Annotated in this window: 17 protein-coding genes; 14 read left to right on the forward strand and 3 right to left on the reverse strand. The window is 29.6% G+C overall.

Translation table 11 applies throughout. From position 1 onward, the window contains the following. Window position 1: 1 nt before the first annotated feature. The 13 genes from KGF38_RS11600 (at window position 2) to KGF38_RS11660 (ending at window position 14,378) form a co-directional block, all read left to right on the forward strand. The gene (locus tag KGF38_RS11600) at window positions 2–493 is read left to right on the forward strand and encodes a flavodoxin (RefSeq protein WP_227832384.1); all 492 of its coding nucleotides are present in this window, start codon (window positions 2–4) and stop codon (window positions 491–493) included. A gap of 170 nt (window positions 494–663) precedes the next feature. Beyond that, a complete protein-coding gene (locus KGF38_RS11605) occupies window positions 664–1,782 on the forward strand; it encodes a C45 family peptidase (RefSeq protein WP_227832386.1) in 1,119 nt (372 codons plus the stop codon). Between the two features lie 367 nt (window positions 1,783–2,149). Then, window positions 2,150–3,019 carry an AraC family transcriptional regulator gene (locus tag KGF38_RS11610; protein ID WP_227832388.1) on the forward strand — a complete coding sequence of 290 codons (870 nt, stop codon included), beginning with the start codon at window positions 2,150–2,152 and terminating at the stop codon, window positions 3,017–3,019. Between the two features lie 377 nt (window positions 3,020–3,396). Beyond that, window positions 3,397–3,942 (forward strand): PTS glucitol/sorbitol transporter subunit IIC, encoded by a 546-nt coding sequence (locus KGF38_RS11615; RefSeq protein ID WP_054271025.1) that lies wholly within the window; start codon window positions 3,397–3,399, stop codon window positions 3,940–3,942. Between the two features lie 12 nt (window positions 3,943–3,954). Continuing rightward, window positions 3,955–4,968 carry a PTS glucitol/sorbitol transporter subunit IIB gene (locus tag KGF38_RS11620; RefSeq protein WP_054271024.1) on the forward strand — a complete coding sequence of 338 codons (1,014 nt, stop codon included), beginning with the start codon at window positions 3,955–3,957 and terminating at the stop codon, window positions 4,966–4,968. A 220-nt stretch (window positions 4,969–5,188) separates the two neighbouring features. Continuing rightward, window positions 5,189–7,162, forward strand: coding sequence for a BglG family transcription antiterminator (locus KGF38_RS11625; protein WP_054271023.1), 1,974 nt, complete (start codon window positions 5,189–5,191; stop codon window positions 7,160–7,162). A 48-nt stretch (window positions 7,163–7,210) separates the two neighbouring features. Then, window positions 7,211–7,570: a transcriptional regulator GutM gene (locus tag KGF38_RS11630; RefSeq protein WP_054277165.1), complete on the forward strand. Its 360-nt coding sequence runs from the start codon at window positions 7,211–7,213 to the stop codon at window positions 7,568–7,570. A 34-nt stretch (window positions 7,571–7,604) separates the two neighbouring features. Further along, the gene (locus KGF38_RS11635) at window positions 7,605–7,961 is read left to right on the forward strand and encodes a PTS glucitol/sorbitol transporter subunit IIA (RefSeq protein WP_054271021.1); all 357 of its coding nucleotides are present in this window, start codon (window positions 7,605–7,607) and stop codon (window positions 7,959–7,961) included. A gap of 37 nt (window positions 7,962–7,998) precedes the next feature. Next, window positions 7,999–9,291, forward strand: coding sequence for an NAD(P)H-dependent oxidoreductase (locus KGF38_RS11640; RefSeq protein WP_054271020.1), 1,293 nt, complete (start codon window positions 7,999–8,001; stop codon window positions 9,289–9,291). A 450-nt stretch (window positions 9,292–9,741) separates the two neighbouring features. Beyond that, on the forward strand, window positions 9,742–10,380 hold the full coding sequence (locus KGF38_RS11645) for a helix-turn-helix transcriptional regulator (protein ID WP_054271019.1): 639 nt from the start codon (window positions 9,742–9,744) through the stop codon (window positions 10,378–10,380). Window positions 10,381–10,386: 6 nt separating this feature from the next. Continuing rightward, the gene (locus KGF38_RS11650; protein ID WP_044213707.1) at window positions 10,387–11,229 is read left to right on the forward strand and encodes a pyruvate, water dikinase regulatory protein; all 843 of its coding nucleotides are present in this window, start codon (window positions 10,387–10,389) and stop codon (window positions 11,227–11,229) included. Between the two features lie 60 nt (window positions 11,230–11,289). Then, on the forward strand, window positions 11,290–13,917 hold the full coding sequence (gene ppdK, locus KGF38_RS11655; RefSeq protein ID WP_074178416.1) for a pyruvate, phosphate dikinase: 2,628 nt from the start codon (window positions 11,290–11,292) through the stop codon (window positions 13,915–13,917). A 215-nt stretch (window positions 13,918–14,132) separates the two neighbouring features. Continuing rightward, window positions 14,133–14,378, forward strand: coding sequence for a hypothetical protein (locus KGF38_RS11660; RefSeq protein WP_054271017.1), 246 nt, complete (start codon window positions 14,133–14,135; stop codon window positions 14,376–14,378). A gap of 66 nt (window positions 14,379–14,444) precedes the next feature. Here the strand turns inward: KGF38_RS11660 and KGF38_RS11665 are convergent, their stop codons facing one another. Next, window positions 14,445–15,710: an ROK family transcriptional regulator gene (locus KGF38_RS11665; RefSeq protein ID WP_074178414.1), complete on the reverse strand. Its 1,266-nt coding sequence runs from the start codon at window positions 15,708–15,710 to the stop codon at window positions 14,445–14,447. A 167-nt stretch (window positions 15,711–15,877) separates the two neighbouring features. On the opposite strand from KGF38_RS11665, the gene KGF38_RS11670 reads away from it, so the two are divergent. Further along, entirely contained in the window at window positions 15,878–16,909 is a 1,032-nt protein-coding gene (locus tag KGF38_RS11670) for a proline racemase family protein (RefSeq protein ID WP_054271015.1), read from the forward strand. 315 nt (window positions 16,910–17,224) lie between these two features. Here the strand turns inward: KGF38_RS11670 and KGF38_RS11675 are convergent, their stop codons facing one another. Together KGF38_RS11675 and KGF38_RS11680 are read right to left on the reverse strand one after the other, a co-directional pair. Continuing rightward, a complete protein-coding gene (locus KGF38_RS11675) occupies window positions 17,225–18,547 on the reverse strand; it encodes a TolC family protein (RefSeq protein ID WP_074178413.1) in 1,323 nt (440 codons plus the stop codon). A 21-nt stretch (window positions 18,548–18,568) separates the two neighbouring features. After that, window positions 18,569–21,703 (reverse strand): efflux RND transporter permease subunit, encoded by a 3,135-nt coding sequence (locus tag KGF38_RS11680; RefSeq protein WP_074178412.1) that lies wholly within the window; start codon window positions 21,701–21,703, stop codon window positions 18,569–18,571. Window positions 21,704–21,707 lie beyond the last annotated feature (4 nt).

The following is a 21,707-nucleotide window of genomic DNA, read 5'->3' on the forward strand; positions in this document are numbered from 1 at the left end:
TATGAGTAAAAAAAATATTGTATTATACTTTTCAAGTTCGTCAAACACTAAAAGAATTGCAGAAATTATTCAAAAGTATACATTGGCTGATATACAAGAGATATTTACAGAAACACCATACACAAAGGATTATAATGCACTAGTGAAACAAGCTCAACAAGAGATACAGAAGGGGATTATGCCTAGTATTAAAAAAATATCATATGATTTAAGTGATTATGATACTATTTTTTTAGGGACACCAAATTGGTGGAGTACAATTGCACCACCTATAGCAACTTTACTTAACCAGAATAATTTAAGTGGAAAAAATATTATACCTTTTATTACTCATGGAGGTGGTGGAAAAGGTCATACTGATAAAGATATAAAAAAATTATGTCCTAATTCAAAGGTTTTAGAGATATTTGATATTTATGGAAATGGAGGAAATGGTGCAGAAGAAAAAATTATTTCATGGCTTAAAAGAATAAATATGCATGAACAAAAGTAATATTTAAGTTTGGACACTTAATTTATATAATAGGCACTTAAATAATCCTATATAAATCTAGTACATATTAGATTTTTTAGATTTGCAAACTTATTATAGCAAAAAATATCATGAAAGGTTGTAGCCCTAATGATAAAATCAAGTACACGAGATATATAGGAGGAAATAATATGGAGACTTTAAAAGTAAGAACTTACGAATTATGTGGCACAAACCATGAAATAGGATATGAGTTAGGAAAATCAATTGTAAATATACCAGAGTTGATATGTGAACAAACTAATAAATCTAATGTTGTAACTAAAGAAGAAGAAAACTATGTGGTAGAGTTATTTGACAAATATTGCCCAGGACTTAATGAAGAATTACAAGGTTTTGCTGATGCTATTCAAGTAGATAGTAGTCAACTTTTATACTATACTATGACCTATCTTAGACCAGGTTGCAGTCAAGTTGCTTTAACACCAGAATTAACTGAAAATGGGCATGTTCTCTTTGCTCGTAATTTTGATTTCTCACACCATATGGAAGATTTTGCTTTATGTAAAACTAAGGTGGTTGGTAAATATGCACACATTGGAACTACAGTAATGCAGTTTGGAAGAACTGAAGGTATGAATGAGTGTGGTTTGGGTGTAAGTCAAACATCTTGTGGTTATCCTGTAGGAGCTCAAGAAGGTATGAGAAAACCTAAAATTGTAGGTTTACAGTTTTGGGCTGTTATTAGATATTTATTAGAAAATTGCAAAGATGTAGAGGAGGCATTAGGATATATAGAAGATATGCCTATTGCATATAACATTAATCTATTACTTGCAGATAAGTCTGGAAATATGGTACTTGTAGAAACTCTAGATGGAAAAAAAGAGATAAAGAAAATAAATGAATTTGGAAATAAGAGAGAATATTTTCTTCACTCTACAAATCATATTCATATTGATAAACTTCATAAATTAGAACCACAGTCTATGAATAATTCTATTCATAGATATAATTTAATTAAAGAATACGTAGATAATTCTAAAAAAATTAGTGAGAAGGATTTAATGAATTTCTTATCCTTAAAATATCCATATGGATTATCTTGTAATTATTATAACGATTTTTTTGGAACTTTAAAAAGTATAGTTATGGACTTAAATACAGGAACGTTTAACATATTATGGGGTGGACTAGAAAGTAATATATGGAATAAATACTATCTGAATGACAATATTAAATCTACAACACAGTTAATAAATATAGATATTGAAAAAGCACCTTCTGATTTTTTTGAATTGATTGAGTAAAAAATACCTTTAATATACCAAAGAGAGGGCAAATAATATGAAGAAGCTGATTTTATGTGTTGCTATATCAGGTGAAGATTATATTGAGACACTTTCAAAAACAATTAAAATTACAGTACAAGAATAAATTAGAATATGATGAAGCTTGATAATAAAACTGATGATTTTGGATAGGTTTTATATGTAATGTAGGATATATAAATAGTATATTATATTTTAAATCCTAGTAGATATAATGAAAATTTATAGTCTTTATATAACATGGTATTGAATTATTTGTTATATTTTAGTATATTAACAAAATAGTATTAATTTAGATATGTATATTTACAAGTTATAAGAATCTCTGATTTGAGGAGGTGTCATATTGGACTACTTAAAGTATTTTGAAAAAGCTGTAGTATATATTGAGAATAATCTAAAAGAAAATATAACCGTAAATGATGTGGCAAAAGAATCAGGATATTCTTATTATCATTTGACACGCCTATTCAAGTCTATGTTTGGTGAAAGTGTAGGAAGCTACATAAAAAAAAGACGTTTGGTCAATAGCACAAAAGAACTTTTATACAGTGAAAAAAAGATAATAGATATAGCTATTGATAGTGGTTTTGAATCCTCAGAAGCATTTAGCAGAGCATTTAAATCTATATATAAAGTTAGCCCTATGGAATATAGAAAAAATAGAATAGATGTATTTGTTGGTAAAAAGAAAAAATTAGAATTAGATTTTATGAAGCATCTTATGGAGAATATAACGATTAAACCAGTTATAAAAGAAATAGATGAAATAATGGTAATTGGTATAAGAGATAATGTGATACTAGAAAATAACTCATTACCTAATTTGTGGGAAAAGTTTAAGAAAGTGCATCATATTGTTCCAAATACTTTACCATCAAGGAGAGCTTTTGGAATTTGTGATGCAACATCTAAAATACATCTAGTTAGTGAAAATATGGAATTTAATGAGATAATAGGGTTTGAAGTTAGCAGTTATGAGTATATTCCAGATTCATTTGTTTCAAAAACTATTACAGGAGGAAAGTATGCTGTATTTACTCATATTGGTAGCTTGGAAAGTTTAGATAAAACTTATGAATATATATGGGGCACTTGGTTTTTAAGTTCAAAAGACGAAATTGATATAAGAGAGGATTTTGAAGTATACGATGAACGATTTTTAGGTCCTGATAATATGGATTCACAAATTGATATTTATATACCTATAAAATAATCTATAAAAAAACTAAAAAATAATTTAATTAAAGGATAGATGCTTATCATAAAGCATCTATTTTTTTATTTCTATAAGATTTAGATAGTATTAATAATAAAATAAATGAAAATAAGTTCTTAAATTTTTAAGAAGAATTTAAAATATAGTCGAAATAAGATTTGTATATTTCTGAAAATTCTAATTAGTACAATTTTTTCCTTCATAAAATTGAAAAAAGATGTATTTATTTATCAAAAGTATTATATTAAAATGATATTAATATAAAAAACATTTATAATAATAGCATATAGTACAGAAAAAAGAAGTAATTTGTAAAATTAATAGCGAGTAATAAAATTAAAAATTTAAAGATATTATAGGGAGGTTATAATTTTATGGAAAACGTTATTACAGGTCTAAGTAAAGGTGCAGAGTGGTTTATTGGTTTGTTTCAGAAGGGAGGAGAACAATTTGTAGGTCTTGTTTCAGGAACTCTTCCAACGCTAATCGTGTTAATGGTAGCTATTAACTCTTTGATTAAAATAATTGGTGAGGAAAGAGTTAATAATTGGGCTTCTAAGCTTGGAAGGAATTCTTTTACAAGATATATTTTACTTCCATTAGTATCAGTGTTTTTCTTAGGAAATCCTATGTGTTATACATTTGGTAGATTTTTAAAAGAAGAACATAAAGCAGGATTTTATGATGCAGCAGTTTCATTTGTACATCCAATTACAGGTCTTTTTCCACATGCAAATGCAGGAGAACTTTTTGTATGGTTAGGAATATCAGCTGGTTTAACTACTTTAGGTAAAGAAACTACTACATTAGCATTATGGTATTTTATAGTTGGTTTAATCGTGATTTTTATAAGAGGTATAATAACAGAAAAAATGTATGCTTTTTTAACAAGAAAAAATAAAGTAGCAAATAAAGCTTAGGAGGTAGTTAAAATGGATGAAAACAAGATATTAAAAATAGAAAAAGGAAGTTCAGGTTGGGGAGGACCTTTATATATAAAAAAAGAAGGCAATAGAAATAAAATCTTATCAATGACTGCTGGTGGTATCCATGAAGTAACATTAAAAATAAAAGAACTACTGGGTTGTGAGATTGTAGATGGATTTAAAACTGGTGTTTCTGATGAAGAAGTGGCAGTAGTTATTATTGATTGTGGTGGAACTGCTAGATGTGGAGTATATCCAAAGAAAAAAATACCAACAATTAATGTAAATCCAGTTGGAAAAACAGGTCCTCTAGCAAAATTTATAACAGAGGAATATTATGTATCAGATGTTAACCCTAATTGTATAAGTGTTGTAGATGGAGAAGATATGCCACAAAAAGCTCAAGAAAATAAAAGTGAAAATAAGAGTTCCATTAGAAAGCCTGATAATTATGATGAAGTAAAATCAAAAGCACAAGGTGAATATGCTAAAAAGAACATAATACTTTCTATTGGCCAAGGCGCAGGAAAAGTAGTTTCAAAGTTTTATGATGCTGGTAGAGATACTATCCAAATGATAATGAATAATGTAATACCATTTATGGCATTCGTAAGTATGCTTATGGGAATTATTTTAGCATCTGGGTTGGGAGATTGGATTGCAAAGGTAATATCTCCACTTGCTGGTAATATTGGTGGGTTATTGATTATATCAATAATTTGTACACTTCCATTCTTATCACCAATATTAGGGCCTGGTGCAGTTATAGCACAAGTAGTAGGAACTCTTGTAGGTACTCAAATTGGTCTTGGAGCAATACCAGCATACTTAGCACTTCCTGCTTTATTTGCAATAAATGGACAAGCTGGATGCGATTTTGTCCCAGTAGGATTAAGTTTGGGAGAAGCAGAACCAGAAACCGTGGAATATGGTGTTCCAGCTCTATTTTATTCTCGTTTAATAACTGGTCCAATATCTGTTATTATTGCATATGGAGTTGCGGTATTTGCTTTAAGATAATATTTAATGTCAGTATTAGGTTTAAATTTGATTAATAAAATTTAAAATATAAATTTAAGCTAGTCAAGAGTTTTGTTAATGAAAGACTAGCTTTTATACTATTAATCAACTGTAATTATCGATTTAGATTAATACTAAATTTTCCTCTATTAAAGTGAAATTTTATGTATTAATTTGGTTTCAAGTTTGTACTAGAATGAAATCAAGGAGGAGATACAAAATGAATGTAACTGAGAAAATTCCTTCTATTGACCGCAAGATATTTAAAATATTGATTATATGTAGTAAAAAAGAGTTTGTAAGTATCAATTCAATAGCAAATGAACTAAATGTTACAACTAGAAGTGTAAGAACATATATAAAACAATTGAATAAAGACTTAGGGAGTGATATAGCAGTAATTAAATATGTAAAAGGTCAAGGATATAAACTGGAAATAAAAGATGAAAAAGTACTTAATAAGATTATTGATATGAATAGAAAAAATATATTCTCATTAAACTCAAAGGAAGATAGAGTAGAGTTTATACTAAATTATTTGATAGAACTAGATGGATTTATTACACTTGATAGTTTGGCAGATGAGATGTGTGTAGGAAGAACTACTCTAGTAAATGATTTCCAGTATGTAGAAAAAGTTCTAGCTTCATATAATTTAAACTTAATAAAAAAACAGAATACAGGGATGAAATTACATGGAAATGAACTTGATATTAGATTACTTATATTAAATCAGTTGTATAAGAACTCAAGAAAGGATTTAAATAATTCAAAATATTTTAAAGACATTAAAAAAGAAGAACTCACAAGTTTGGAAGAGGAATTATTGACTTTGTTCAAAAATAATAATTTTTATGTTACAGATGAAATGCTAAGAGAAGTTCTTAACTATATTGTAGTTTTAATTTATAGAGTAAAAGAAAAAAATAGAGTAAAAGAGTATAATGCAAAGTTTGATTTACTCAAATCATATGATGAATACCTTATTGCTAGGGAAATAAAACAAATATTATCAAAAAGATTTGAATGTGTTTTAAATGATGAGGAAATTATTTATTTGACTATACCATTAGTGAGTGGAAATGCACCAGCATCAGAGTGTGCTTTAAATAGTAGTAGAATTAATAAAAATATTGATGAGTTGATGGAAAATATATTTAACCAAATATATATTGATATGGGTATTTTGATAAATGAGGATGAATTAAGGATAGGACTAGGATATCATCTTAGTTTTACTCTAAATAGGCTATTATTTAATATAAAATTAAAGAATATATTGCTAGAAGAGATTAAACAGAACTATATACTTCCTTTTAAATTAGCTCAAATAGCAGGAAGAGTAATAGAGCAGAAATATAATTTAGAAGTTTCAGAAGATGAGATTGGATATATAGCAATTCATTTTAGTGGATATTTAGAAAGAAATAGCAGTAGATTTTATTCAATAAAGAAAATAGCAATTATATGTGGTACTGGTCTAGGGACAGCAAAGCTATTAAAAATAAGAGTTGAAAAATTAATAGGTAATAATCCACAAATTGATACTCTTTCAAGTTTTAATTTGAGAAATATTAACTTAGATGAATACGATATAGTTTTTACAACTATTGATTTAGACACATCAAATATAGGAACAATAGTGTTGAAAATAAATACAATATTTGATGAAAATAAACTAAGAGAACAATTAAAAACAGTATTGTGTTTAAGAGAAGGAAATATTGATACCACTAATTCTACAAATTTATTAATAAATAATTTGTTGGATGAAGATAAATTTATGATATTGAATGAAAAGACGATACTTGGGTCTTTGGAAAAAATGATGGACAATCTTATGGATTTAGGATGTATTGATGATAAGTTTAGAGAAAACATAATTAATAGAGAAGAAAAATCTCCTACAGTTTTTGATAAAGGTCTATTATTTCCCCATTCTGTAAATGAAAAGTCAGATAAATTTCTAATGGCAATTGGGATTTTAGAAGAACCAATACAATATGCAAATAGAAGTATAAAAATAATACTTATGACCATGTTTCCATGTGAGAATCAAATGGATTCAGACTTGTTGGTAAAAATTTATGAAGAAGTTTTAAAGATAGGACAAGATGTAAAGTTAACAAATAAGATAAGTAAATGTAGAAGTTTTTTAGAATTTAAAAAAGTGTTACTCAAAAATCTTATGTAGAATCGTACAGAATTAAAAAATAATGTGATTTGTGGAAGGTGTATAAATATGAAACTACTTGTAATTTTATTTGTTGTTTATGTTCTAAATACTATATTTATAATGAAACAGAATAAATTATATTTTAAAACTTTAAATAGAGCTAAAACAAAAGGGGAGATAGTATCTACAGGAAAAAAGAAAAGTTATTTTTCTAAAGGAAGTATAGCTATTATATCTTCAGATTCAGATGGTTTTATAAGGTTTGGGGAAATTTTGAAAGGACGCACAGTAATGGCTAAGTTTAAAGAGATTGAAGAAATAGAAGGATTAGACATATATAGTGCAGAGCAAAGATTTAAAGATGAAGAAAGTATTGTACAAGCTATAAAATTTATAAAAGAAAAAATAAATGTTTCTTTTAATTAACTTAATATAAATATAAATTATCAGGAGGAATGTCATGAAATATGAAGTTAAGATAAGTGGGATAGGCAGTTTAGTTAAAGAGTTAATGGATGAAAGTAATTGTCTTATCATATATGATGAAACCATCAATGATGAAGACTTAAAGGATATATCTGTAATTCATTCAATATCAACATTAAAAAGTGATGTTGAAATAGGAGATACACTTACAATAGGAAATAGAGATTATTGTATAGTTTCAGTTGGAGACATTGCTCAAAAGACTCTTAGAGAAATTGGTCATTGTACAATCAAATTTGATGGGGAATGTGAAGTAAATTTACCAGGAGAAATACATGTAGAAATAGGAAATCCAAATGTAACTATTGGAGATTTAATAACTATTTCTTAATTTGAAAAATAAAATTATTATAACAGGAGGAATGGATATGTTAGATTTAAACAGAAAACTTGCAAAGTTGGAAGAAGAAGGTAAGAAAATAAAAGTAGCTCTTATAGGTGCTGGTCATATGGGAAATGGAATGGTAAGCCAAATGGCAAATATGAAAGGTATTGAGGCTTCTATTGTTGTAGATATAAATTTAGAATTAGCTCATAAGGCATTTACTGATGCAGGAATAGATGAAGCAGTTATAGATAATGTAACAAATGAAAATGATGCAGAACTAAAATTACAAGAAGGAAAAGTATTGACTTGTAATGATTTTCTTGTAGCTTGTAAGACTAAGTCAATAGATGTAGTTATAGATGCAACTGGTGGTATTGCAATTGGAGCAGAAATAGCACTAAATGCTATCTTAAATAAAAAACACATAGTAATGTTAAATGCTGAGACTGATTGTGTTGTTGGACCAATACTTAAAAAATTAGCAGATGATGCTGGAGTAATCTTTACAGGTTCTGCAGGGGATGAGCCAGGAGCTGTAATGGAATTGTTCGATTTTGCAGATGCAATGGGATTTGAAGTTAGAGTTATAGGAAAAGGTAAAAATAATAAATTAGATTTAGATTGTAATCCTGATACTGTTAGAGAAGAAGCAGAAAGAAAAGGAGCTTCACCTCATATGATAGCTTCTTTTAAAGAAGGAACTAAAACAATGGTAGAAATGGCTTTAATGTGTAATGCAACTGGATTTGTACCTGATGTAAGAGGTGGTCATGGTATTGAAGCTACAGTGAATGAAGTACCTAAAAAGTATGCATTAAAAAGTGAAGGTGGAGTATTAGATAATTATGGTGTAGTTGATTTTGTAAATGGTATAGCACCTGGAGTATTCGTAGTGGTTGCTCATAAATTAAAAGCTGTTAATGATGAATTAAAATATTTAAGTATGGGTGATGGACCTAATTACATATTATATAGACCATATCATTTGTGTAGTTTAGAGACTCCTTTATCAGCAGCTATGGCAGTTTTAGAGCATAAGGCTACAATAGTACCTAAAAATGGACTAGTTGCAGAAGTTATGACTATAGCTAAGAAAGATTTGAAAAAAGGTGAGTATATGGATGGATATGGTGCATATACATGCTATGGTACTATAGAAAAGTACGATGTTGCAAAAGCTATGAATGCTGTTCCTATTGGTCTAGTTAGCAAAAAGACTAAAGTAGTTAAAGATATTAAAAAAGGTGAAGTTATAACTTATGATATGGTTGAGATAGAAAAAGATACTACTTTATATCATTTAAGACAATTACAAGAAAAAATATTTGGGTAAGATTTGGTTATAATATAATATAGATACTATTCAAAAGGGGTGATGGTTATTTTTAAATCAGCCCTTTTAAATTTATGTATATTTTTGGTAGGATATTTCGTATGTAAATATATTATAGGTCATTTATAATTGAAAATCTCAATAGTATATTTAATTCAAATTAATTTTGCAACTTTATATTCATATTTTAAATAATATAATTAAAAATTTTAATATAAAATGAATTAAAATGACCAATTATGTATTATAATATTAACTGTAATACTAATATAGTTCTATTAATTAAAGAAATATCCCCCATTAATATATAATAAATATCTTTAAGCAAGAGGACTTAGTAAAAAAATATATCGTATTCAATAAAAAATCTGTTTACAGAATGGTATATATAGTTATATAATATACTATATAAGATGCGAAAAGATAAAAAGTATAGCACAATGAAAGAAGGTGATTATTATTCAGCTTAATGAAAGACAACTAAAAATTATAGATATAGTTAAGGAAAATGAACCAATAACGAGTGAAAGTATTGCCTCCAGCTTGAATGTGACTCGTGCTACACTTAGATCTGATTTAGCTATATTGACAATGACAGGAATACTAGACGCAAGACCAAAAGTTGGATATTTTTATTCAGGAGTTAGTGAAATTAATTTAATTGGTAAAAGTATAAAAGAAAAATCAGTAGAAGATATAATGAGCATGCCTGTACTAGCTAAGAAGGACGAAAGTATATATGATGTAATAGTCACTATGTTTTTATCTGATGTAGGGAGTATAGTTATTATAGATGAAAATGAAGAGTTATGTGGAGTTGTCTCCAGAAAAGACTTGCTAAAAGCAACAATAGGAGGTTCTGATATAAATAAGATGCCAATAGGCATGATAATGACAAGAACTCCAAATGTAGTTACTTTAACTAAAGGAGCAAGTGTTTTATTAGCTTCAAGAAAAATAATAGAACATGAAGTAGATTCGATTCCAATTGTTGAATATAAGGGAGAAGACAAAAATCATATGAGAGTTGTTGGGAGAATATCAAAAACCAACATAACTAAGCTATTCTTAGAAATAGTTGACAATTAAGGAGGTATGCTGGTGAAAAACCTAATTATATATGCAGTATCAGATTCAGTAGGGGAGACTGCACAACAAGTTGCAAAAGCATGTATGTCTCAGTTTTATGTAAATGAAACTTATGAAATAAAACGATTCCCATACATGATTAATAAAGGAGTACTACTTGAAACATTGGAGAATGCGAAAGCTGAAAACGCTTTGATTGTATATACATTAGTTGATGAAGAGTTATGCAGTATTGTTGAAAGATATTGTGAGAGAGAAGGTCTTAGTTGTATAGACCTTATGACAGATATCTTAAGAGAAATAAGCAAGAGAACAGGAAGAAAACCTAAAAGAGAAGCTGGTATAATTAGAAAATTAGATGAATCTTATTTTAAGAGAGTTGAAGCTATAGAGTTTGCAGTAAAATATGATGATGGAAAAGACCCTAGAGGTGTTCTTCAAGCAGACATAATTTTAGTGGGAATCTCAAGAACATCTAAAACTCCTTTGAGTATGTATTTGGCTAATAAAAATATAAAAGTAGCTAATGTTCCATTAGTTCCAGAAATACCAATTCCTAAAGAGGTATTTGAGATAAATACTAAGAAGATAATAGGTCTTACTAATTCACCTGAAAAGCTTAATGAAATAAGAACTCAAAGATTAAAAGCTTTAGGTCTATCTAGTAAAGCCAACTATGCTAATCTAGAAAGAATACTTCAGGAATTAGATTATTCAGAAGAAATAATGAAAAAAATAGGATGCCCAGTAATAAATGTTTCAAATAAGGCAATAGAAGAAACAGCAGGTATAATCTTAGACATAATGAAAGAAAATGGTCTAAAGATATACAAAGAAATAGAAATTTAATAATGTCTATTAATAAAAATGATATAAATTAAAATAAAAAGATTAATGGGGGATTTAACAATGGAAACTAAGTATGTTTATAGTTTTGGTGAAGGAAGCAAAGACATGAAATCTTTACTAGGAGGTAAAGGTGCCAATTTAGCAGAAATGACTAAGATAGGCTTACCTGTCCCTCCTGGATTCACTATAACAACAGAAGCATGTAATGACTATTATGTTAACAATGAAAGTATAAGAGCAGAGATAATAAAAGAAATAGAAAATCATTTAGCTACGTTAGAAAAAGACTTAAATAAAACATTAGGATGCAATAAGAATCCATTATTAGTATCAGTTCGTTCTGGTGCAGTATTCTCTATGCCAGGAATGATGGATACAATTCTTAACCTAGGTCTTAATGATAATAGTGTTGTTGGTCTAGCAGAAGCTACACAAAATGAAAGATTTGCATATGATAGTTACAGAAGATTCATACAAATGTTTTCTGATGTTGCTATGGAAGTTCCAAAATATAAATTTGAGAATGTATTAGATAGAGTAAAAGAAGCAAAAGGATATACAGTTGACACAGAGCTTACAACTGATGATTTAAAAGAAATAGTAAAAGAGTTTAAAGCAATATACAAAAAAGAAATTAAAAGTGATTTCCCACAAGACCCAAAAGAGCAATTAATGCTTGCTATAGAGGCTGTATTTAGATCATGGAATAACCCTCGTGCAATCGTATACCGTAAATTGAATGATATAGCTCATAACTTAGGAACAGCAGTAAACATCCAATCAATGGTATTTGGTAACATGGGAGAAACTAGTGGTACAGGTGTTGCATTTACTAGAAATCCAGCTACAGGAGAAAATAAATTATTTGGTGAATTCCTAATGAATGCACAAGGTGAAGACGTTGTTGCAGGTATAAGAACTCCTCAAAATATATCAACTCTTGCTGATGTAATGCCAGCTGTATTTGATGAATTCGTAAAAATTACTCATATACTTGAAGGTCACTATAAAGATATGCAAGATATAGAGTTTACTATAGAAAATGAAAGATTATATATATTACAAACTAGAAATGGTAAGAGAACAGCAGCAGCAGCAATAGCTGTAGCAGTTGATTTAGTTGAAGATGGAATAATAGACGAAAAAGAAGCTATAATGAGAATTGAGCCTAATCAATTAGACCAATTATTACATCCAAAATTTGAAGATAAGGCATTAAAAGAAGCTAAAGTTATAGCAAAAGGTTTACCAGCATCACCAGGTGCAGCAAGTGGTAAAGTTTATTTCAATGCTGATGATGTAGTAAAAGCAAGTGAAAAAGGAGAAAAAGTAGTTTTAGTTAGACTAGAGACATCTCCAGAAGATATAGAAGGTATGGTTAAGGCTGAAGGAATCCTTACAGCTAGAGGAGGAATGACATCACATGCAGCAGTTGTTGCTAGAGGTATGGGTAAATGTTGTGTTGCTGGATGTGGAGAAATAAAAGTTGATGAATTTAATAAAGAAATAAGAGCACTTGATGATGTAGTTATAAAAGAAGGAGAATATATTTCTATAGATGGTTCTACAGGAAATGTTTACTTAGGAGATGTTAAGAAAACAGAAGTAGCTTTAACTGGTAACTTTGAGAAATTAATGAAGTGGGTAGACAAACACAAGTGTATGATGGTTAGAACTAATGCAGATAATCCTAGAGATGCTCGTGCAGCTATAGAGTTTGGTGCTGAAGGTATAGGTCTATGTAGAACTGAGCATATGTTCTTTGATGAAAATAGATTACCAGCAGTTAGAGAAATGATATTATCTAATACAGTAGAGCAAAGAGAAAAAGCACTTGAAAAAATATTACCAATGCAAAGAGAAGATTTTGTAGAATTATTTAAAGTTATGGATGGAAAACCAGTTAATATAAGATTGCTAGACCCACCACTACATGAATTCTTACCTCATGATGATGAGACTATAGAAGAGCTTGCAAAATCTATGGGTATAAAAGTAAGTGATATTAAGAAGAGAATAGTTGATTTAGATGAATTTAATCCAATGCTTGGACACAGAGGTTGTAGACTTGCAATAACTTATCCTGAAATATGTGTAATGCAATCTAAAGCTATAATACAAGGAGCTATAGAGGCAATAAGAGCAGGTGTTAAAGTTTCTCCAGAGATAATGGTTCCATTAGTTGGAGAAGTAAATGAGTTAAAGATAATAAGAAAAATGATAGTAGATACTGTTGATGCTATAATAAAAGAAGAAGGTGTAGAAGTTCCTTATACTGTAGGTACTATGATAGAAATACCTAGAGCTTGTTTAACTGCTGATGAAATAGCACAAGAGGCAGACTTCTTCAGCTTTGGTACTAATGACTTAACTCAAATGGCATTTGGATATTCAAGAGATGATGCTGGTAAATTCTTAGGTCAATATGTAGATGAAGAAATATTAGAAAAAGACCCATTCCAAGTACTAGACCAAAATGGTGTTGGTAAATTAGTTAAGATGGGAGCTAAGTTAGGTAGAGAAGTTAAACCAGAATTAAAACTAGGAATATGTGGAGAGCATGGTGGAGAACCATCTTCAGTAGAGTTCTGTTATAATGTAGGACTTAACTATGTATCTTGTTCACCATTTAGAGTGCCAATTGCTAGACTTGCAGCAGCTCAGGCATCTATAAAAAATCCTAGATAGTAATATACTGTAAAATTATATAATTAAAGTAATATCCCCTATATATTTAATGTATCAAATAAATTATTTGTAAGTTAAGTATAGGGGATTTTTATTTTATTATAAAAAAATAACTTATATAACTTAAGGTGAAACGTATTTAATTGTATTGCATATATTATTGTAGAGAGAAATTTTAACTAATAATTAAATTGAGTTTACTGGAGGGGATAAAGTTGACAAAGTGTCCTAAATGTGGAAAGGAAGTATCATCACGTCCAGGTAGTATATGCCCACGATGTGGATTTAAAGTAGCAGAGGAAAGTCTAAAAATGAGATGCCCAGAGCCTAGTTGTAGGGCTTTGGTATCTAGGAGACTAGATTATTGTCCTAAATGTGGATGTAAACTGAAAGGATATAATATTTCTGAATTTGTTAACATGGTAAGATGTAAAATAGATGAGACATTTGATAAAAGATAATTAAATTCAGAGTTAAACTTTTGAGCCATCCATTTTGGATGGCTCTATAAAATCATAAGCTTTTGATTAATCTTCATTTTCCTTAATATTACCTTTATAAAATATGGGATTTTCAAAGAATTTTTGTGTTAATACCTGATATCCACCAGCTTTTTGGAGTTCTCTTAATGGTCGTATATCATAATATATTACAGATGCAGTTTCTTCTGGGAAGAATCGAGCTTTTTTTCGCTCTTCTTTCAATTTAATCTTAAAATAGTCTCCTGCATAAGCATATTGTCCAAGGAGGACTACAATTTCTGGGTCAAAATTGATTGCTACATTTTTCAACATTAATGAGAACATTTCTGCCAGATAACCAACCTCTATCATTGACAGTTCATCTCCATTGTCTGCTTCTTCAAACACATGTCGAATTAAATCTTTAGATTCTATCCACTGATTTATAGAAGACTTTAAAAGTTTCATTGAATTTTTCTTTAACCTATGGCGAATTCTTTCAGCACTAACCATACGTTCAAAGCATCCCTTACTTCCACAGGAACAAATCTCTTCATCACTGTAATCAACAGTCATATGTCCGATTTCTCCAATAAGAGCATTTCTACCAGTAAGTACAACATTATCAATGTAGCATGAAGAAATTCCTGCCTCTGCATACATGACAACTGTTCTTTTATTACGAAATTCTTCCTCAAGAAGAAGCGCATTTCCAGCCATTCTAACTAGGTTTTCTACTATAATCTCCTGTTTTGGATACAATTTCTCAAGCCATTCTTTTATATTGATATTTCTTCCCCAATGTGGAGCCATCATAAAAAATCTGACAATACCATATTTTTGGTCTACGAATCCAGCGATTGCAAAGCTTATGCCATATAATTCATCATGAGAGATTTCTGCATTTACTAGAATATCTTCAATATGAATTGCTAATTCTTTCTGAAATGTGTCTAATGTATTGTTGTAAGTAGCAGGAATTTCTATTTCTAAGACACATTCATTTTTCATAGTCAAAAGTGCAAAATGAATATAGCTCTCTTCAAGAGAGATACACAATATCCTTTTATTACAAGAAAACGAATATAATTCTGGGCGTTTTCCACCAATATTTGTAGAACTGCCTTTACCTGCTGAGACCAAAAGCCCTATTTCTTCAAAACTCTGAATAGCTTTTTTCACTGTAGGACGACTGATTTTGGTCGCTTCACTAATATCATTGACTGATACTTCTGTTGTATTTCTGATGATATCAAGTATTCGTTTCCGATTTAAATATTTTAAGTCTGATGGCATTGAAGCATTTTTCAACTGTTTCTCTCTATTTCCCATAGATTACATTTCCTTTCTTGTTATATTCCATTAGTCGTTACTTTTGTTTAAATATACGATATCATATTTTCTTAATCTTTTCCAGTTCTCTGAGTTGACAATTTAAAAATAAAGTTATAAAATAAAGTTACATAACTATATTACATAATATTAAGGGGGTTTCCAAAATGGAACTAAAACCAAATGTAAATCTTAGTATTTACGAAAAATGTTTTACTGCTGTTGATACACATACAGTTGGAGAATTTACACGTGTTGTATTATCTGGATTTCCAAAATTGCCAGGAAATACAATGATTGAAAAGAAAAAATATTTGGAAGAGAATTGTGACCAGTATCGTAAGGCATTAATGTTTGAGCCTCGTGGACATCATGATATGTTTGGCTCTATTGTTACTGAGCCAATCCATTCAGAAGCAGATTATGGAGTTATATATATGGATACTGGTGGATATTTGAATATGTGTGGGCATGGAACTATTGGAACAGTTACTGCGATTATAGAAGCTAGACTTGTAGAAGCAAAAGAACCATATACAGAAGTTGTTTTAGATGCACCTGCTGGTCTAATACGTACAAAAGCAGAAGTAAAAGATGGTAAAGTTGTAAATGTAACACTAACAAATGTACCTGCATTTTTGTATAAGGAAAACTTAACAACTAATATTGATGGAAAAGAGATTACATATGATATTTCATTTGGAGGAAGTTTCTTCGCATTGTGTGATGTTACACAATTTGGTATGGATGTAACACCTGAAAATATTCCATTTCTAACTGATTTTGGTATGAAATTAATTGAACATGCTAACCAAGAAAACGAAATACAACATCCTGAATGTGATATTACTTCTGTTGACCTTGCTGAATTGTATTGTCCTACTTCAACACCTGGATGTGACATGAGAAATGTTGTAATATTTGGTGATTATATGGCAGACCGTTCTCCATGTGGAACTGGTACTAGCGCTAAACTGGCGACTCTTTATAAAAGAGGTAAAATTGGTATTGGAGAGCCTTTTGTATATGAAAGCTTTATTGGTACTACATTTACGGGTGTAATTAAGGAAGAAGCAAAGGCTGGAGATTATTCTGCAGTAATACCTAAAATTACAGGAAGTGCTTATATAACAGGAGTATCTACTTATATTATTGACAATGATGACCCTTTAAAATATGGATTCCAGGTTTCAAAATAGTTTTATTTTTCTAACTGTCAATTATTTTATTATAATAAAGACTTACATAGATATAAGCTCTAGGTAGAAGGACTATGTCATATGGAACTTAGAAAAGTTATAATGATTTAAAATGAAAATTATTTGATATGAAATTGAAATATTGAATATATAGAATTAAGTAGATTTATATAAAATAAATTTATAAATTGTATACTAAGAAGACTGTAGATATATTTGTTTCTATATAAATATATCTACAGTCTTTTATTTAATAATAAATCAATTTTCTATATATTTTTATTAAACAACTTTGTGAAAGTTATTTAATACTTTCTATTTACCAGTATTATTTCCAGTACTAAGTATCCAAGGCTTTTCTATACCATTTTTTAGTGAGTTATAGTTTACAATAAGCGTGTCATAGCTATTTTTAGCATCTTCATTACTTACTACTTGTTTTTTATAATCAGTTAGAGTAATTAATCCTAAATCATATCTTAATTTAGTATTTTTTACTTGTTTTTCTGATAATTCAAGTTGCTTTTTAGTAATTTCAATTGTATCTTCTAAAGCAAGTAATTGAGCATAACTGTCAATTAAGCCTTTTTTTAGAGCTTTTTTACTGTCTTCTAATGTTACTAGACCATTTTCAGTATTGTATTTTTGTTGAAGATAATTTGCATATGTAGTAAGCCCAGCAGCATAAGTCTGTCTTTCAAGATTGTATACCTCAACTTCTTTTTCATATTGCTCATAATCTTTTTTATACTTATCCATAAGAACCTTATATTCATCATCAGGTAAACCATTTTGTTCTGGTTTTGTAGGTGCAACTGGTCTTGTAAGATTAGGTCTATCTGGTAAATCTGCTTTATTCTCATCCTTATCATTAAAACTTTCTTCAGTACGTTCTAAAATCAATTGGTCATACTTTAAGTATTCATTAACCTTACCTTCCATATATGAATCGACTGAGCCACCAACTCTAAAAGATTCAAATCTATATTCTTTATCCAATTGATAATTATTTAAATCTATATTAGTTAACAATTTAAAATAGTCTTGATTATTTTTTAATTCTTGAAGCTTAGATTTTTGAGTATTTTGTAGCGTTTGAAGTTCAAGTTCAGCTGACTCAGTTTCTAATGATGTTACTAAACCCAACTCTTTTTTTAATTTCATATCTTTAATTTCTTTAGTTTTTATCTCAAGATTGTTTTTTATTTTATCCAATTCATTTTCTCTTGAGACTAAATCATTGTATTTATTAGTAATATCATTGGCTATTTGGTCTTCCATAAATCCCTTAGCTTGCTCACTTTGATTTTTAAGAAGTCCAATTTGGTCGTATGGAAATGCATTATCACTTCCAGTAAAACTATCAAACTCATCTTGTACTTCTAACTTTTCTTTTAACATTTTTATTTCTTCTGATTTCATCTTTAATTTTTCACTATTTTTAAGCGCTGCACTGACAGCTTCTCTAGCAGTCAAAATTTCCTTTTCAGATGTTCTTTTAGTTGAGTCATTCATGATAGAGTTATCAACTTTATTTATAGAAGAAGTATTATCATTTGCATAAACTGGCATTAGATTAGCTGTTATTATACCAACACCACATCCGATTGCAACTATTTTACTAACTTTCTTATTCAATACAATCACCCTCCATTCTATTTAAACTTTAGCTTTCAATTTTGGTTTCTTTATTATCTTTCTTTTTATATCACCTATTTTATCTGTTATTTTACCAAATATCTTAGGCATTTTGTCTGAAAACTTATCTTCCCACTTATCAAATATCAAGTATATGGTAGGTATAAGTACCAAAGTTATAAGTGTAGATACAGTCAGACCTCCCATTATAACTATTGCTAGTGGTTGCATTGTTTCTCCACCTTCACCAAGAGATAGTGCTGTTGGTAACATACCTAAAATTGTTGTTGCTGTTGTCATTAGAACTGGTCTTAATCTTGCTGCACAACCAATAGAGACCAATCCAATTAAATCATTGTTACGATTTGTTTTTCTAAGTTGTTCTATGTAGTCAATAAGAACTATACCATTGTTAACAACTATACCTATAAGTAAGATTATACCTAACATACCTACAGTACTCAAACTTTGCCCACTGACTAGGAGAGAAAGTACAACTCCAACAAATGCAAATGGAACACAGAACATGATTATAAATGGTTTACTAAATGATTCAAACTGAGCTACCATTACCATATAAACTAATGCTATGGCTATAACCATTGAGAATCCAAGACTTGCCATAGATTCGTTCATCATCTCTGTTTCTCCACCAACACCAATAGAGTAATCTTTAGGAATTACCATCTTGTTAGTTTTTTCTAGTGCTAGTTTAGTAGCAGTACCAGCATCTACATTATCAAGTGTAGCAGTTATATTTACAGAGAAATCTCCATCAGTCCTAGATATAGATTGTAGACCATCTGCCATTTTTATATCTGAAAAAGCACCAAGAGGAACTTCTTTTCCAGTTGCAGAGTTTACTTTTAATTGTTTTATATCTTCCAGATTGTCAATACTGTCTGCTTTAAATTTTAAATTTACATCCACTTTATAGTCATCAATAGTAGCAGTAGTGACTGAATCACCATTTATTGCTGTACGTAGTAATCCTGCAATTTCGGCAGTATTTACACCATACTCTTGAGCTTTATGTTTGTCTATGGTAAATTGAGCTTCTTGTGTTGTATCTGTAAGAGAAGTCTTAACATTTCTAAATCCTTTTATGGAGCTGAATTGTTTTTCGGCTTCTTTTCCTAATATTTTTAATACATCTAAATCAGGGCCTTTCATTTCTAATGTAAAGTCTGCCCCTGTACTTCCACCCATGACACTACTATTTTGACTTACATTTATTTTACAGTCTGGGACAGTGGCAACTCTATCAATTATTTCTTTTTCTATCTCATCAGTAGTTCTCTTTCTATTTTTTTGAGATTCTAATTCAATTGCTATATTTGCTGTATTATTATTTGAATCTGATGTTAAAGTTGTTATTAAAGTTTTAACTTCTGGGATATCTGAAACTTTTTTCTCAGTCATAGATACATAGTAATCATTAGATTCTAGACTAAGACCCTTTGGAAGTTCTATAGAAATTGCCAATGCCCCTTTGTCTGCAGCAGGCATAAAGTCCATACCTATAAAGCTCATTCCAAATAGAGAAGCTATAAAAATAAGTAAACTTGCTATTACTACTAAGCGTTGGTGTCTTAAGCATACACTTAGTAATTTTTTATACCCTTCACTTACTTTATCAAATATAGGGCTATCTTTTTCTTTCATTTTTTCGCTATTCTTACCTCTACTTAATTTTGCGAATACACTAGGAACAAGAGTAATTGCGCCTATGAAAGAGAAGGCTAGAGAAGCTATAAGTGTTTTACCTAATGCTCCAAAGGTTATTTTAGCTATACCTTCTGTAAACATAATAGGTAAAAATATTGCTATAGTAGTCAATGTTGATGCAAGTATGGCATTGGTTACAGTTCTTGTACCCTCAATAGCACAATCATCAATACTCATGCGACCACTTTTCCTATATTTAAATATATTTTCAATTACAACTGTAGCATTATCGACAACCATACCAACTGAAATTACCAAGGAACTTGCAGTGATAAGGTTTAAACTTTCTCCTGTAAAGTATAGAACTGCTATAGCACCTATTATAGAAATTGGGATTGCTATGGCAACAACTAGTGAAGCTCTTACACTTTTTAAGAAAGCAAAGATTACCACAAAGGCAATAACAGCACTTATAAGCAAGTTGCTCATTACACTATTTATTGATTCACTTATGTACTCACTTGTATCGTTAGCAATTTTAATTTTAAATTGAGGATTTTCTTTATTTAATTCATCTACATATTTATATGCATTTTGCATAACTTTTACAGTATTGGCATCCTGTTGTTTAGAAATATCTATTACCAAACTGTCTTTTCCATTATATCTATAAATACTGTCTTTGTCTGCATATCCATAATCTACACTACAAAGGTTATCTAATCTAACTGTATTTCCACCTTTTACAGGAATTTGAAGCTGTTTTATATCATCTAAAGATTCAAGTTTATCAATTGCTCTTAAAACTATTTTATCTTCACCTTGAGTAATTGACCCATAAGGATATGTTTTATTACTAGATGATAAGATACCCTTTATAGTTGATAAACTAACTCCATAATTTGAAAGAACAGCTGGGTCAGCTATTACATTGACCTGTGCTTTTTCTCCACCTTTAAGGTCTGCTGAAGTTACACCATCTATAGATTCTATTTTAGGTTGAATCACATCCTCAGCATATTTTCTCAATGCCTGTGAACTATTTTCATTTCCTCCAGATATAACAAGCTGACCTATGGCTTGTGCATTCATATCTAATTTTAGAACTGTTGGTTTAGCTGCATCCTCTGGAAGACTAGTCTGTAATGCATCAACTTTAGACCTAACATCGTTCATTATTTCATCTAAATTGGTTCCAAACTCGAATTGAGCAACTACCATAGAAACACTTTCTTGTGAACTTGATATGGTAGTATTTACGTTTGAAACAGCTGATAAACTTTCATCAACTTTTTGACTAACTTGTTCATCAACGTCTTGAGGACCAGCACCTGTCCAAGTAGTCATAACCATTACAACAGGTATTTCTATATCAGGCATTAGATTTATTGACATTTTCTTGTATCCAATGCCACCAAAAACTATTAATACTAAGAAGACCATTATGATTGTGAGAGGACGCTTAACAGAAGTTTGTATAAAATTCATAGTA

Origin of the sequence: Clostridioides sp. ZZV14-6387, assembly GCF_020657835.1 — a bacterium.
In the GTDB taxonomy this organism is placed as follows: Bacteria; Bacillota; Clostridia; order Peptostreptococcales; family Peptostreptococcaceae; genus Clostridioides; species Clostridioides difficile_A.